General features: G+C 49.2%; 17 protein-coding genes. 12 read left to right on the top strand and 5 right to left on the bottom strand.

The genetic code is table 11. The annotated features are described in order from the left end of the window. Positions 1 to 178: 178 nt before the first annotated feature. The 3 genes from Q0413_RS08900 to radA all read right to left on the bottom strand — a co-directional run bounded on the left by Q0413_RS08900 (position 179) and on the right by radA (position 2,989). Positions 179 to 922 (bottom strand): hypothetical protein, encoded by a 744-nt coding sequence (locus tag Q0413_RS08900; protein ID WP_298989489.1) that lies wholly within the window; start codon positions 920 to 922, stop codon positions 179 to 181. A 175-nt stretch (positions 923 to 1,097) separates the two neighbouring features. Then, positions 1,098 to 1,352 (bottom strand): hypothetical protein, encoded by a 255-nt coding sequence (locus tag Q0413_RS08895; protein WP_298989487.1) that lies wholly within the window; start codon positions 1,350 to 1,352, stop codon positions 1,098 to 1,100. A 287-nt stretch (positions 1,353 to 1,639) separates the two neighbouring features. Next, on the bottom strand, positions 1,640 to 2,989 hold the full coding sequence (gene radA / locus Q0413_RS08890) for a DNA repair protein RadA (RefSeq protein WP_298989485.1): 1,350 nt from the start codon (positions 2,987 to 2,989) through the stop codon (positions 1,640 to 1,642). 209 nt (positions 2,990 to 3,198) lie between these two features. Here radA and brnQ point away from each other — a divergent pair, with 209 nt between their 5' ends. The 5 genes from brnQ (at position 3,199) to Q0413_RS08865 (ending at position 6,807) form a co-directional block, all read left to right on the top strand. After that, the gene (gene brnQ / locus Q0413_RS08885; protein WP_298989483.1) at positions 3,199 to 4,530 is read left to right on the top strand and encodes a branched-chain amino acid transport system II carrier protein; all 1,332 of its coding nucleotides are present in this window, start codon (positions 3,199 to 3,201) and stop codon (positions 4,528 to 4,530) included. A 187-nt stretch (positions 4,531 to 4,717) separates the two neighbouring features. After that, a complete protein-coding gene (locus Q0413_RS08880; protein WP_298989481.1) occupies positions 4,718 to 5,089 on the top strand; it encodes a hypothetical protein in 372 nt (123 codons plus the stop codon). Positions 5,090 to 5,514: 425 nt separating this feature from the next. Then, positions 5,515 to 6,150 (top strand): hypothetical protein, encoded by a 636-nt coding sequence (locus Q0413_RS08875; RefSeq protein WP_298989479.1) that lies wholly within the window; start codon positions 5,515 to 5,517, stop codon positions 6,148 to 6,150. A gap of 39 nt (positions 6,151 to 6,189) precedes the next feature. Beyond that, on the top strand, positions 6,190 to 6,330 hold the full coding sequence (locus Q0413_RS08870) for a hypothetical protein (protein ID WP_298989476.1): 141 nt from the start codon (positions 6,190 to 6,192) through the stop codon (positions 6,328 to 6,330). Positions 6,331 to 6,366: 36 nt separating this feature from the next. Next, positions 6,367 to 6,807 carry a hypothetical protein gene (locus Q0413_RS08865; protein ID WP_298989475.1) on the top strand — a complete coding sequence of 147 codons (441 nt, stop codon included), beginning with the start codon at positions 6,367 to 6,369 and terminating at the stop codon, positions 6,805 to 6,807. 215 nt (positions 6,808 to 7,022) lie between these two features. On the opposite strand, the gene ftsY is transcribed toward Q0413_RS08865, so the two are convergent. After that, positions 7,023 to 7,886, bottom strand: a complete 864-nt coding sequence (gene ftsY / locus Q0413_RS08860) for a signal recognition particle-docking protein FtsY (protein ID WP_298989493.1) — start codon at positions 7,884 to 7,886, stop codon at positions 7,023 to 7,025. Further along, positions 7,886 to 8,467: a TlpA disulfide reductase family protein gene (locus tag Q0413_RS08855; RefSeq protein ID WP_298989473.1), complete on the bottom strand. Its 582-nt coding sequence runs from the start codon at positions 8,465 to 8,467 to the stop codon at positions 7,886 to 7,888. Before Q0413_RS08855 ends, ftsY begins: the two co-directional genes overlap by 1 nt. Before the next feature lie 80 nt (positions 8,468 to 8,547). Between Q0413_RS08855 and Q0413_RS08850 the strand changes: the two genes are divergently transcribed. From Q0413_RS08850 to Q0413_RS08820, 7 genes are all read left to right on the top strand, one after another. Further along, positions 8,548 to 9,165, top strand: a complete 618-nt coding sequence (locus Q0413_RS08850; protein WP_005873316.1) for a 5-formyltetrahydrofolate cyclo-ligase — start codon at positions 8,548 to 8,550, stop codon at positions 9,163 to 9,165. Then, entirely contained in the window at positions 9,098 to 10,651 is a 1,554-nt protein-coding gene (gene rny, locus Q0413_RS08845) for a ribonuclease Y (RefSeq protein ID WP_298989471.1), read from the top strand. The genes Q0413_RS08850 and rny overlap by 68 nt, the downstream gene beginning before the upstream one ends. Before the next feature lie 10 nt (positions 10,652 to 10,661). Further along, positions 10,662 to 11,243, top strand: a complete 582-nt coding sequence (locus Q0413_RS08840; RefSeq protein WP_298989469.1) for a lipid-binding SYLF domain-containing protein — start codon at positions 10,662 to 10,664, stop codon at positions 11,241 to 11,243. A gap of 303 nt (positions 11,244 to 11,546) precedes the next feature. After that, positions 11,547 to 11,738, top strand: coding sequence for a hypothetical protein (locus tag Q0413_RS08835; protein WP_298989467.1), 192 nt, complete (start codon positions 11,547 to 11,549; stop codon positions 11,736 to 11,738). Further along, entirely contained in the window at positions 11,722 to 12,285 is a 564-nt protein-coding gene (locus tag Q0413_RS08830; RefSeq protein ID WP_298989463.1) for a DedA family protein, read from the top strand. Before Q0413_RS08835 ends, Q0413_RS08830 begins: the two co-directional genes overlap by 17 nt. Before the next feature lie 2 nt (positions 12,286 to 12,287). Beyond that, complete coding sequence (locus Q0413_RS08825) at positions 12,288 to 13,019, top strand: ribonuclease domain-containing protein (protein ID WP_298989452.1); 732 nt, start codon at positions 12,288 to 12,290, stop codon at positions 13,017 to 13,019. After that, positions 13,016 to 13,297, top strand: a complete 282-nt coding sequence (locus Q0413_RS08820) for a barstar family protein (RefSeq protein ID WP_298989436.1) — start codon at positions 13,016 to 13,018, stop codon at positions 13,295 to 13,297. Before Q0413_RS08825 ends, Q0413_RS08820 begins: the two co-directional genes overlap by 4 nt. Positions 13,298 to 13,462 lie beyond the last annotated feature (165 nt).

Raw genomic sequence — 13,462 nt, 5'->3', positions numbered from 1 at the left:
CGCGCATAACCGGTGCGTCATTAAAATTCTATCTCAAAATTTTGTCCTAAAAATCTCATTTCAAATTTTATTAGTCCCGCCGCCGCGCCGAAGCCCAGTATTCACACGGCGGTCGCAATCTTTAGTATTTGCGAGTATTTAAGGCGCGCAAAATTAGATTGAATTAAACTTTAAAATTTTACTTCGAGCCCTTGGAATTTTTTAAATCCTCTACGCGCTCCTGCTGAGCCTGCACGAACGCGCTGTATCTCGTAAAAAGATAATCCTTAATCTCAAAAATCATAAGCGTAAAAATCGAAGGCAGCGTAAAAAATCTAATCGTCATAAATACAAGATCAAGCGCGGTCAGATCATCGCCGCTAGCGCGATACCCTCCCGAGCCCGCGGTTAAAATCCCGTGCAGCGCCTCATAGTTATAAAGGATGAAAATCGTCACGAAAAGTGTGGAGAGCTTCGATACGATTTTATTCATGATCTGCGCCACGTCCTCGTCGGCGATCACCGACATCGCAAACCACACGAGGGTGAAAAACAGCGGAAAGACGATGTTGAAATTTAGCGAGTTATCAAGCTTTTGTGCGCCCGTCACCGCGATGATCGCAAACACCGCCGCAAAGGGGATCACAAATAGCGCGAAGGTCATCGCCGATTTTATCGCCTTAAAAAAGCTATACGTAAGCAGTGGCGAGCCCAAAGCGAGCAAAAAGATCGTCAGCGCGTAGTTGGCTTTGGCAAAATCGTATAGGTTAAACAGCGCAAACGCCGATGCTGTGGCAAGTAGCGGTACGCTTAGCTTAAACACCGTCCCGTATTTGGCGTAGGCGCGCGACACGACGGCGTCCAGCCTGCTAAATTTGACGTTTAGGCTGCGGGCTTTGATGAAAAACAAAATGACGAATTTGACGATTACGTTTGGGCTCATACACACCTTTCCGTTTAAATTTATGAAATTTTATCCGCGCTAAATTTAGTAAATTTTATCCGCGGAATCTGTCCGTAGAATTAGGCTTTGCCGACGGCTTATGCGGCCTGCGTTAAAATTTCATCGCGCTCTCGCTGCGTTGCTATCTTGCCGCCTTGTAGGCTTTGTCTTTTGGCTACGTGAGGCGGACCTGCGCGCTTTGGCTTGCGTAGCGTCTCGTTAGCAAGCCCCCTAGGTTGCAGCGTGTTGCAGCAGCGCTCATTCGGCTCGGCGCGCGATACTTTGCTTGTGGTATCCGCACCCGCGCATGAGAGCTTGGCGCCGCTAAAATTTTACCGGCTCTTAGCCCCATGCGATACGTCCTGTGCGCCGCGATAGAATTTTGTGCGACGCAAGAACCTATCGGGCTTGGCTTTGCGCCGCAAAGCACTCGCCTTGTATTGGCCTGGGATGCGGCGCGAATGATTAAATTTTAACCGCACCGTCGCCGAGCCGTTTTAAAGCTCAAACGAATTTTTGAGCCGCTACGATACGTGAAATTCCAAAAATCGCGCCTTAGCGATCAAGCTCATTTGCGCTTGCTTGTGAGCCATGCAAAAAGCGGCGCACTTGCGCCCTTCGCCGCGCCCATGCAAAAGCAACGCATCCCTTGCCGCTCAAAGTCCATTTTCGCCTGCTCGCGCCGACCGCCAAGCCGAAGCCAAGAAACGCGCCGTCTCACATCCAGTCTAAAATTTGCGTGATCTCGGTGGCGTGAAAAATTTTAAGCCCCTGCGCGTTTTGCGGCTTCATCGGGACGATCGCGTTTTTAAATTTCTGCATCGCGGCTTCCTTTAGGCGCGCATCGAGGTTGAAGATCTCTCTGATCTCGCCGTTTAGGCTCACCTCACCGATGAAGACGCTTTCCTTGCTGATCGGGCGGTTTTTGAAGCTGCTTACGATCGCCGCGACGACGGCTAGATCGCACGCCGTTTCGGTGATTTTTACGCCGCCGCTTACGTTTACGAAGACGTCGTATCCGCCAAGCCCGATCTCAAGCTTGCGATCAAGCAGCGCCAGAAGCATATCGAGGCGGTTTTTATCAAAGCCCGTAGCGCTGCGCTTCGGATAGCCGCTCTCGCACACGAGCGCTTGGATCTCCACGACAAGCGCGCGCGTACCCTCCATCGTGATCGTAATCGCCGAGCCGCTTACCGCCTTGCCGCGCGTGAAAAATTTACTCGCGACGTCCTTGGCGCTTACGAGCCCGTGCGGCCCCATCTCGAAAATCCCCACCTCGCTCGTAGCCCCGAAGCGGTTTTTAAAACCGCGTAAAATTCTAAGCTGCTTGCTCGCATCGCCCTCGAAATACAGCACCACGTCCACCATATGCTCTAATATGCGCGGGCCTGCGATCGAGCCCTCTTTGGTGATGTGGCCGATGATGAAGATCGAAATCCCGCGCGCTTTGGCAAGTCGCATCAGCTCGAAGGTGATCTCGCGCACCTGCGTGATCGAGCCCGGCGCAGAGGGGGCCTTGTCGCTAAAAAGCGTCTGGATGCTGTCGATGACGATAAACTTATAATCCCTGCGCTCGACCTCTTCAAGCACGGCGCTTAGATTTATCTCGGTGAGCAAAAACAGCTGCTCGCTTATCGCACCCAGCCGCTGCGCACGCATTTTGATCTGGCTGGCGCTCTCTTCGCCGCTTACGTAAAGCACTGCGCGGCCGCCGCTTGCTAAATTTGCCGCGATCTTAAGCAGCAGCGTGGATTTCCCGATGCCGGGGCTGCCGCCGATTAGCACGAGTGAGCCCTCCACGACGCCGCCTCCGAGGACTAAATTTAGCTCGCTATCCTTGGTGTCGATGCGCGAAATTTGCTCGATCTGTATCTCGCTGATCGCTTTGGCGCTTGCGGACGAGGCGCGGGCAAGCTCGCCCTCGATCTCTTTTAGCGCCTTAATCTGAGCGGGCTTGACCTCGACGAAGCTATCAAATGCGCCGCAGTCGGGGCATCTGCCGAGCCATCTGCTTTGCTGATTGCCGCAGTGTTGGCATTCAAAAATCGTGGTTTTAATCTTCGCCATTTTTATCCTCGCTCATTTTGTCTAAATTTAGCCTTGAATTTCGCGAAATTATACTTAAAATTTTTAAAATTTTAGCCGCCTTGCGCGCTGTTTGCGGGATCAAAAATCACGAGAGGGAGGATTTGCGGCTAAATTTGAGCTAAATTTAAATATGTTTTAAACATTTATAACTATAATACAAATTTCACTTTATTTAAAGAAGGTTTAAGATGAAGGGCAAGCTTAGTAGAAGCCAGTTTTTAACGATATCGCTTACGCTGTTTGCGATGTTTTTCGGTGCGGGAAATTTTATTTTTCCGCCGGGTCTCGGTAGGGAATCCGGACAGAATTTTTATATCGCGATAATGTTTTTTTGCGCTACAGCAGTGCTTCTGCCGGTACTCGGCGTCGCAGCCATCGCGCGCGCCAAGGGGCTTCAGAGCCTGGTGCGCCGCATAGATCCGGTGTTTGCGATCGTTTTTACCGCGCTTTTATATCTTACGATCGGGCCGCTTTTTGCGATACCGCGCGCGGCAAATATGCCTTTTGATATCGCGATTAAGCCTTTTATTGCGGAAGAGCGCCTTCAAATTTGGCTATTCGTTTATTCTGCCGCATATTTTGCGCTGAACTATTACATCTGTATGAACCCTTCAAAGCTCGTTGATCTGCTCGGAAAATACCTTACGCCGATACTTTTGGCGCTTATTTTGCTGCTTTTCGGCGCGGGATTTTTATTTCCTATCGGAAGCTTCGTCGCTCCTAGCGGCGAGTATGTCGATCACGCCGCAGCAAAGGGCTTCGTAGAGGGCTACCAAACGATGGACGCGCTTGCGTCGCTGGCATTCGGCATCATCGTAATTAACGCCATCAAAGCAACCGGCGTTAGTGACGAGAAGCACCTCGTCACCTCTACCATAAAAGCGGGAATGATGTCGGGCGTCATACTGATGACGATATATTTTATGCTGGGCTATCTGGGCGCGACCTCCGCGGAGCTTTTCAAGGATACGCCGAATATCAACGGAGCGGAGCTTCTGTCGCGAGTAAGCGATCATTATTTTGGAAGAATTGGCGTCGTGATCCTAGGCAGCGCGTTTTTCCTAGCCTGCATCACCACGACGCTGGGCCTTATAAGCTCGGCTAGCGAATACTTCGAGGAGCTTACGAAAGGCAAGATCAAATACAAAACCTGGGCGATCGCTTGGTGCGTGATCGGCTTTGGAGTCGCAAACTTCGGCCTTACGACCATCATCAAGGGCTCCATCCCCGTGCTCGTCGCCATCTATCCGATCTCGATCATGCTGATAATCCTCTCGCTGATCAACCCGTGGATCGATTCAAGCAAGCTGATTTACCGCGCTTGCGTCTATGTCTGCGTAGTCGAGGGCGTCATAAACGGACTTGATATTTTGGGGATTTCGGTGCCGCTTGTGACGTCGTTTGTGAAGATGATGCCGTTTTACGATTCGATGCTCGGCTGGATCGTGCCTAGCACCTTGACCTTCGCCGTGAGCTACGTGCTGCATCTGATCTTTGAAAAAAGAGACGATAGTTTTTAAATTTAAGAGCTATTTTAAAATTTAGCCGGGCTCTACGAGGCTCGGCGTACTTTTAAAATTTAATTCGCCGCCGAATTTAATCTCCCATATTTTTCCATAGAATTTCGACATATAAAATAAGCCGCCTTCAAAATTTAACTTAAATTTACGATAAAATTATCAAAATAAAATTGCAAAAGGAAATAAGATGGATAAGCGGGATGAGGCGCTAAATCTGGCGCGAGATTTCGAACGTGACGGCTTTAGGGTGCCCGGTTTATACGAGCGGTTTTGGCAGCTGCAAGGTGATGCGGCGGCGTATTTTACGCTAGCGGACAGCCTGCTGTGCGGGTGGCAAGAGGGCGGCACGCTGCTAAAGGACGCTATGGGCTACGTGGGCGAGGAGGATTTTAAAGCTTTGATCGCTACGGCGGTTGAAATTTTACGCGAAGAGGCGGCGCAGGGGTGCGAAACGCAGCAGAGCAAAAGCGCGGCACAGACGGGAGAGAATGCGCGGGCGGACGAATGCACGGGCGAAAGCGCACGGCAACGCGGCAGAGATGAAAAGAGCGCACGCTAGAAAAACGCCGAAGAGGTCATTGCCATGGCAAGTCTCGAGTTCGCACCGTTTTTACACCCGTATCTGGGCGAGCTTTTTAAACTGCAGCCGAGCGAGAGCACGTATTACGCGGAGTATCCGTGGCGCGGGCTTAGTTACGAGAGCTCGCAAATCTGGCGTGAGAAGCTTGCGGATCCGCAGACGAGCGAAGATGAGCGGCAAAAAATTTTTAGCTGCCTGCTGCAAACCCGCGATCCGCGAAACGTAAAATTTGCCTGCGAGTTCGCGCTTGCGGAGGATTTTTTCGATCGCCCGTGCGATTTGCTCGAATATATAATAGGCTACTGGCTGGAGGCCGTGGGATTTACTTTTGAGCGGGCAAAATTTTACGCAGACGGCGCGACGCAAGCGACAGGAGATGAAATTTTAAAAATGGATGCGGACGAATGCGGCGGCGCCAGGCAAGCTCAAGCGAGCAAAATCTTAAAGCGGGCGCAGTCGAATATGACTCTAAATTTAACTCAAACGAAGCCAACTCCGATAAATCACAAAAAGCGCCGAACGATGAAATTTGCTTTGGCGGCGAGAAATTCAGGCTCAAAAGATACTGCGGCCAGCGCGTATATCACATAATCTTTCCGCGCGGCTATTTCGGCGCGCCCTATGCGCCGCATCTGGCGAAGCACCATCCGACCTGGCGGCTTGAGAACGGCGAGGCTGGATATAAGCTAGGCGGGGTTTTGGACGAGGTGGACGGCGATGCGCAAAATCCGCTATTTCATCTCATCACGCTTGATCCGCTGCCCCGTGACTTGCCCGTGCGCTCGCTGCCGCGCCTAGTCCTCGCCGCGCACATCAGAGAGATAAATGAAGGCGAGATAGTCTTTTACGAGCACGACGCGCAGGGTATGCCGCGACGTATCGGCGAGCGGACGCAGGTCGAATACGTGCAGGACGAGCCGATAAAGAAGTGCGAGGTCGCGCTTGCGCCTACGCCCGCGCGCTGGGCGGCTCAGGACTGGGGGATGTCAAACAGCAGGCAAAACCTCGCGCGCATCGGCGGCGAGCCTTCGTGGATATAGGGTGCCTTGGTGCCGACGTGTCCGATATGCGGCGAAAAGATGGAGTTTTTGATGCAGCTTGACAGCGAGCTTCCAAGCTGCGAGCAAGGCGGCGAGGTGATGTTCGGCAGCGGCGGGGTTTTGTACGTGTTTTGGTGCGAGCGGACGCGGGTGAGCGGGTTTTTTATGCAGTGCACGTGAGTAAAATTTAAGAAAAACGCGCAAATGGACGGACGGATGATCACGGCGAAAATAAAAAGAAGGGGCGATATTTGGTATTTTGACGATTATTTTAAGTCGCTTCGCAAGAATGAAAACGAAATAGCAAAGCCTATCAGGCAGTTTGTCTCGGATCCGAAAAGGTATCTGTTTAATACAAAAGAGACCCTTCACGACGCCGTTTTGACTGAATTTAAATTCGCCATTTTAAAAAACGAAGATAGACTAACGATGAAATTTTTATCGCCCTACCGAGATAGAAATTTTAAATTTGTTTTCAAAAACGTCCTAGCCGTCCGCTTCAAAACGGACAACAAGAGCTTTAAAAATAACGATCTAATAGTTCATCAATTTTCGCTAAAGCCTAGAGGCGTTTGCGAGTATGATTTTATCTTTGCGAGCAGGCAGAGGATAACCGTAAAATTTAAGCGGCTTGAGATCATTGAAGAATTCTTATAAGCACGCCGCGTTGCAGGCGGAGGGATTTTACATATTTTGGTGCGAGCGGACGCGGGTGAGCGCGTTTTTTATGCAGTGTACGTGAGTAAAAATTTTGTAAAATTATAAAACGAAAATCGTAAAATTCTAAGATAATCGAGCGGCAAAATTTGCCGAGCATTTCGGCGCGTAAAATTTAAGCTTGTTCGGCGAGAATATGTAAATTTACGCAGAGCCTAAGCGTAAATTCCCTCTACAAGCGTCTCTACGAACTCATCCGAGTTAAATTCCGCCAAATCTTCCATCCGCTCGCCCACGCCGACGAAAAGTATCGGCAGTCGCAGTTCGCGCGCTATGGCGAAAAGTGCGCCGCCTTTGGGCGTGCCGTCGAGCTTCGTGATGATGATGCCGTCGAGCTTTACGATCTCGTTGAACGCCCTAGCTTGCGCGACGCTATGATTGCCCTGAGTGGCGTCGAGCACGATGATTTTGCGGTGCGGTGCGCCGCTTTTTGCGCGGTCGCAGATGCGCACGATCTTCTCTAACTCCGCGGCTAAATTTTTCTGGTTTTGCAGACGCCCGGCGGTGTCGATCAGGACGCGATCGATGTTTTTGGCACTTGCCGAGCTTACGGTGTCAAATGCCACAGCAGCGGGATCGTGCCCCTGCGCGGTCGCTACGATCGGTAGATTTAGGATCTGCGCCCATTTTTTTAATTGCTCGACCGCTCCTGCGCGAAAGGTATCGCATGCGCCTAAAATTACGCTCTGGCCACTATTTTTATATAAATTTGCAAGCTTTGCGGTTGTCGTAGTTTTGCCCGCGCCGTTTACGCCGATGATGAGCTCTACGAAAGGCTTCTCATCCGCGGGTTTAGTGATTTCGTAATCGAAATAGCTCTTTAAAACGCCCTTGAGATCATCTTTTGCGACTAGCTTTTTTGCGGGCAGTTTTTCTAAAATTTCCTCCACGAGCTCGTAGCCTACGTCGGCTTCAAGCAGCATCTCTTCTAGGATTTCTTTTGAAATTTTATCTTCGCTTTTCGCTCCTCGCATCGCGTCTATGGTCTTGCTAAGCCCTTTTTTAAAAAATTCGAACATCAAAAAATTTTCTCCAATTCGGTCATTAAAATTTCTTCCGGCATCAGCCCGAAATATTGCGCGCTAAACTCGCCCTTTTCGTCGTATATCGCCATATATGGCACTTCGTTTATACCGCCTAGCGCCTTGATGAAAAAGTCGTTCGCCTCGCCGTAAGCGATCGCGTAATTTACTTCGTGAGCGCTTGCGTAATTTTTTGCATCGTCTAAATTTGCATCACCGATCATCACGCCGATTATGTCAAGCTTGCCGGAGTAGGCTTGCTTTGCTGCGTTTAGCGCGCTTACTTGCACGGCGCAGGCGTCGCACCACGGCGTAAAAAACGCAAATAGCGTCACGGTGGAGTTGTTATCGATATGAAAGCCTTGCTTTGTCTTTTGCATATTTAAAATTTTTCCGTTACTTAGCTGAAGTGTAAAAGGAGCGGTATAATCGACCTGGATTACGGCTTCGGTTTCGGACTGCGGCTGCGTGGTATTGGCTTCGGTCGGGGTATCGCTTGATTTTTTATCCTCATCATCGCCGCAACCCGCAAGAAAGAAAAAAGCCGTAAAAAGCGCTAGAAAAAAACGAAATTTCATAATAAACCTTAAAATTTAATCGCAAGATTATACAAAAACTAGCTAAAATAAGCGTTAAAATTTTATAAAAGGCTTAAGCTATGCAAAAGAATGAATTTAGAGCAATTTGCAAATCGCGTCTAAAATCTCACACCGCGCGAGCGGCTAGATGCGAGCATTACGCACTTTTATGGCGGCTTGAGCGGCTGATAAAATTTTTAAAAGCGCGTAAAATTTTGATATTTTTGCCGATGAGTTACGAGCCGAACGTTTTGATTTTAAGAAAAAAGCTATCAAAAAGCTGCGAATTTTACGTTCCGTTTATGGTGGATATTAGCTTAAAAATGGTAAGATTGCGCCAGCCTTTTAAAATTTCGCGCTTTGGGCTGCGGCAGACGCTTCCGCAAAACGGGTATTTTAAAAAGGTCGATCTAGCCGTGGTTCCAGCTATCGGAGTGGATGGCGCAATGGCTAGAATAGGACATGGGAAAGGATTTTACGATATGTTTTTTTCAGGTCTGAAGCTTAAGCCCGCAATCGCGTTCGTGAGTATAAAAGACTGCTTTTGTAGCGAAATTTTATCGCTTGATCACGACGTAAAGGGTGATTTTTACATAACTCCGAGCCAAAATTACCTAAAAAGAGGAAAGTATGATAGAGATTTTAATCGCCTTGTGCGCTCTTGCGGTGGGCGCTGGCATAGGATACTTAGTAGCTAGAAAGATCAATAACGCCAATTACGATTTCTTCGTCGAACAAGCCAAAGCTAAAGCCAAAGCGATAGAATTTGAAGCCGAGGGCATCTTGCGAAATTCTAAAATTTCGGTGCAGGAGGCGGAGTTTGAAGCGAAGAAAAGATACGAAGATAAAGCAAGCAAACTGCAGAAAGAATTTAACGTTAAATTTGACGAGCTCGGCAAAAAGGAGCACGCGCTTCTAACCGAGCAAGAGATTTTAAAAGACAGCAAAAAAGAGCTCGAAAGCGCCAAAAAAGAGGCGAAATTCCTCTACGAAGAGGGTTCGAATTTAAAGAAAAGCTATGAAGAGAAGCTCTCCGAAGCTCTTAAGGTGCTTGAGCGCGTGGCGGGTTTTACGCAGGATGAGGCGCGCGCGCAAGTGCTTAAGAAAGTCGAGGAGCAAAGCCGCACCGACATCGCTCACATCGTGCGAAAATATGAAGAGGAAGCCAAAAAAGAGGCGCGAAAAAAGGCGAATTATATTTTGGCGCAGGCTACGTCGCGCTTTGCGGGCGAGTTTGCGGCAGAGCGACTTATCAACGTCGTAAATATCAAAAACGACGAGCTTAAAGGCCGTATCATCGGCAAAGAGGGGCGCAATATAAAGGCGCTTGAGATGACTCTTGGCGTGGACGTCATCATCGACGATACCCCGAATGCGATCATCGTAAGCTCTCACAATCTCTACCGTCGCGCCATCGCCGTTCGCGTCATCGAAACTCTTATTGAGGATGGCAGAATCCAGCCTGCGCGCATCGAGGACATCTACAAAAAAGTAAGCGACGAATTTGAAGCTAGCATCGCCGAAGAGGGCGAAAATATCGTAATGGATCTAGGACTTAGCAAAATTCATCCAGAAATTTTAAAACTCATCGGTAAGCTTAAATTTCGCGCCAGCTACGGGCAGAACGCCCTTGCGCACAGCCTTGAGGTGGCACATCTTGCGGGCATCATCGCCGCAGAAACCGGCGGAGATCAAAAGCTGGCCAAGCGGGCGGGTCTACTTCACGATATCGGCAAGGCGCTAACTCACGAGTACGAGGGTTCGCACGTAGATCTTGGCGCCGAGGTTTGCCGCCGCTACAAAGAGCATCCGGTGGTGATAAACGCTATCTACGCCCACCACGGCCACGAGGAAGCCACCAGCGTAGAAAGCGCCGCAGTCTGTGCCGCAGACGCGCTAAGTGCCGCGCGCCCGGGCGCCAGACGAGAGGTGCTAGAAAGTTATCTAAAGCGCGTTAGCGATATAGAGGCGATCGCGATGAGTAAAACGGGCGTCAAACAAGCCTATGCGATCAACGCAGGTCGCGAGATCCGCGTCATCGCAAACGCCAAGCTTATGAACGACGACGAGGCGGTTTTGGTCGCCAAAGAGATCGCTTCGGAGATCCAAGATAAGGTTCAATTCCCAGGCGAGATCAAAGTTAACGTCATACGCGAGCTTCGCGCGGTCGAGATAGCCAAATAAGGAGTGTGAAATGAAAAAATTTATAATCGCTTTATTTTTGCTTTTTAGCGCGGCATTTGCCGATGATGAGCTCATCATCAACAGCGCAAGCGCCTATTCGTCGGTAATGCGCACAAACTCGCAGTACAAATATCTAGCGCAGCAAGCCCGCGCGATAGTGATCTTTCCGAGCGTCAAAAAGCTGGGCTTCATCATAGGCGGGATGTACGGCGAGGGGATCATCATCTACAATAACGACGGCGCGCGCAGCGTAAGCGGCGCAGAGATCAGTAGCGCCAGCGTAGGACTTCAGATCGGCTATGAGGATAATTATCTAGTCATTTTCGTAATGCATGACGATGTAATCCAAAAAATGCGAAATTCCCAAATCACGCTTTCGGGCGACGCTACGGCGGTTGCGGGTAACTACAGCGCCGATTCTGGCTCTTTAGACGTGCTAAATCAAGATATGTACGTCTTTACGAATAAAGGCGGGCTGTTTGCGGGCGTGAGCCTAGGCGGCTCGGTGCTGGAGACCAAAAATGACCGCGCTTTTGATCCAAATACTGAGGGCTATGCACTTTTGATGCGAGTAATCGGCGCAGATGAGTAAAATTTAGCTAAAGATGCTAAGGCGCATAGCTTAGCGAAAAATTTTGCTTTATGGGCGTTTTATTAGCAGCTTGGAATTTTGCTCGCGTAATTTCTGCAGAATAATAGACTTAGGTGCGTAATTTTATTGTAATCCGCGGAGTGGGAGGCATTTGAGGATATCGCGTAAATCCTTCGTAATTCGCAAGTTACTTTGAATTCTAAAGAAATCGAAATTTTGCCATTAAATTTAGAATTGCAAAATTTTATCGCTAAATTTTGCGGAGATTTTGCTTGATGCAAAAAATTTATTTTAGAATTTCGCTTGATATTTTGCGGCGAAATTTTATATTTTGCGACAGCTGCGCGGAATTTTAAATTTAATGTCGTAGTGAAATCAAGTAGCGTCGTGGGATGTTGGAGTGAAATTTTCGCACCGAATTTTAAAGCTGCTTTAGTCAAAATTTATAGAATTTTATACGATCTAATGAAAGGATTTGATGGAGTCGATGTTTGAAAACCTCCATACGTGGGGGTATTTGATACTGTTTTTGTATTCGCTGGGCGGAGGATTTTTGGCGCTTGCGGCAGCGGGTGTGCTAAGCTCGGCCGGCGAGCTCAATATCGTCTTATGCATCGTAATCGCCTGCATATCGAACTTTATAGGCGATTCTGGGCTGTTTTTAGTAAGCCGCTACAATAAAAAAGAGATCATGCCATATCTGCGCAAACAGCGCCGCAACCTCGCTCTGGCGCAGATTTTGTTTCGTAAATACGGCGACCGCATAATTTTGATTAAAAAATTTATCTACGGCCTCAAAACCCTCGTACCGATCGCGATCGGCATCACAAAATATTCGTTTTTAAAATTTAGCGTCATCAATGCCGTAAGCTCGCTTATTTGGGCGCTTGTGGTGGGGCTACTGAGCTACTACGCGGGCGATTTCGTGCGCGAGCTCTATGTACACATTAAGGACGCGCCGTGGATCGCTCCGCTGGCTCTAGGCGCGATAGTAGCGGCGATCGTGCTCTATTTTCGCTTCGCGACCCGTAAAAAAGGCTAGCGGTGGCAAAAAAGCTGATCCCGCTCGCAATTTTTGCAGCACTTCTTTTGGCGCTAAATTTGATCTCTAATTCGCGCAGCCCCGCGGCTAAAGATGAGCGGGTTTTTACCTCCAAAACCTTGGATGCTGCGTCGCGTAAAAGCGGCGCGCAAGATATCAAAAGCGGCACCGATCGTAAAATTTCAAGCTCACAAAATCCTGCAAGTGGCGCCGGCGCAAAAGATGAGAGCGGCGTAAGAAGCGCAGATGGCGGAGCAGACCTAGGAGATTTAAAATCTCATCCGCAAGCAAACGAGCCCGCCGCCGCAAATCCTAAAGACGAGGCGGACGTCCACAGGCGGCGTAGCGCAGATTATGAAGCTTCGCAATCTCAAAATCCCGCTGCAAATTCTAAAAATCAGCTCGCGGACGAGCCCTGCATAAGCAGGGAGTGCGTGAGCGCTCATATCCGCCGTACGGGGTCTTTGCCGCAAAATTTCATCACGAAAAAGCAGGCCGGTGAGCTTGGCTGGCAGGGCGGCGATCTGTGGAAATACGCGCGCGGCAAGAGCATCGGCGGCGATCGCTTCGGCAATTTCGAGCGTAAGTTGCCTGATAAAAAGGGGCGGATTTGGCGCGAGTGCGATATCGAGTATCGCGGCGGCTCGCGCGGCGCGAAGCGGCTGATATTTTCAAACGACGGGCTGATTTTCTACACTGCCGATCATTACGAAAGCTTCGAGCGCGTGCAATGAGTTTAAATTTTAAAACGTGCCGCGGCGCAAAGATCATCATCGACGGCGCAAAGATCAGACACAAAGATCAAATTTTCGCGTTGTTTGCCGCAGCGCTGGATTTCGAGCCCGAATACGTCGCAAATTTAGATGCGCTCTACGACGCGCTTGGCGAGCGAGGCGGACGGATCTTAGTCGTCATCAAAAGGGGCGGAATTTTAAAGCTAAGGCTGGGCAAATTTTATGATATTTTGCTAGATGTTTTGCGCAGCGGCGAGGCGAAAATTTTAATCTTATGAGCTTGCGAGGCAGCCATTCCGCTTTAAAGCTAAATTTTGCCGAGGCAAAGGTAGGTTTGTTTCGGCGCAGTTTCGATCGCGCCGTTAAAATTTACTGAATTTTAGAGCTTATTAAAAGAGGTGATTTTGGAAATTTCGCTCGCAAAGCTCACGCGGTCAAATTTA

It is taken from the genome of uncultured Campylobacter sp., from assembly GCF_938045465.1.
GTDB lineage: Bacteria > Campylobacterota > Campylobacteria > Campylobacterales > Campylobacteraceae > Campylobacter_B.
This window is presented reverse-complemented; position numbering and strand designations above follow the sequence as displayed.

Bases quoted from the DNA above. Each gene is read 5' to 3' on its own strand.
- Q0413_RS08900 (WP_298989489.1), bottom strand. From the start codon at position 922: ATGAGCCCAAACGTAATCGTCAAATTCGTCATTTTGTTTTTCATCAAA.
- radA (WP_298989485.1), bottom strand. From the start codon at position 2,989: ATGGCGAAGATTAAAACCACGATTTTTGAATGCCAACACTGCGGCAAT.
- brnQ (WP_298989483.1), top strand. From the start codon at position 3,199: ATGAAGGGCAAGCTTAGTAGAAGCCAGTTTTTAACGATATCGCTTACG.
- Q0413_RS08880 (WP_298989481.1), top strand. From the start codon at position 4,718: ATGGATAAGCGGGATGAGGCGCTAAATCTGGCGCGAGATTTCGAACGT.
- Q0413_RS08875 (WP_298989479.1), top strand. From the start codon at position 5,515: ATGCGGCGGCGCCAGGCAAGCTCAAGCGAGCAAAATCTTAAAGCGGGC.
- Q0413_RS08870 (WP_298989476.1), top strand. From the start codon at position 6,190: ATGGAGTTTTTGATGCAGCTTGACAGCGAGCTTCCAAGCTGCGAGCAA.
- Q0413_RS08865 (WP_298989475.1), top strand. From the start codon at position 6,367: ATGATCACGGCGAAAATAAAAAGAAGGGGCGATATTTGGTATTTTGAC.
- ftsY (WP_298989493.1), bottom strand. From the start codon at position 7,886: ATGTTCGAATTTTTTAAAAAAGGGCTTAGCAAGACCATAGACGCGATG.
- Q0413_RS08855 (WP_298989473.1), bottom strand. From the start codon at position 8,467: ATGAAATTTCGTTTTTTTCTAGCGCTTTTTACGGCTTTTTTCTTTCTT.
- Q0413_RS08850 (WP_005873316.1), top strand. From the start codon at position 8,548: ATGCAAAAGAATGAATTTAGAGCAATTTGCAAATCGCGTCTAAAATCT.
- rny (WP_298989471.1), top strand. From the start codon at position 9,098: ATGATAGAGATTTTAATCGCCTTGTGCGCTCTTGCGGTGGGCGCTGGC.
- Q0413_RS08840 (WP_298989469.1), top strand. From the start codon at position 10,662: ATGAAAAAATTTATAATCGCTTTATTTTTGCTTTTTAGCGCGGCATTT.
- Q0413_RS08830 (WP_298989463.1), top strand. From the start codon at position 11,722: ATGGAGTCGATGTTTGAAAACCTCCATACGTGGGGGTATTTGATACTG.
- Q0413_RS08820 (WP_298989436.1), top strand. From the start codon at position 13,016: ATGAGTTTAAATTTTAAAACGTGCCGCGGCGCAAAGATCATCATCGAC.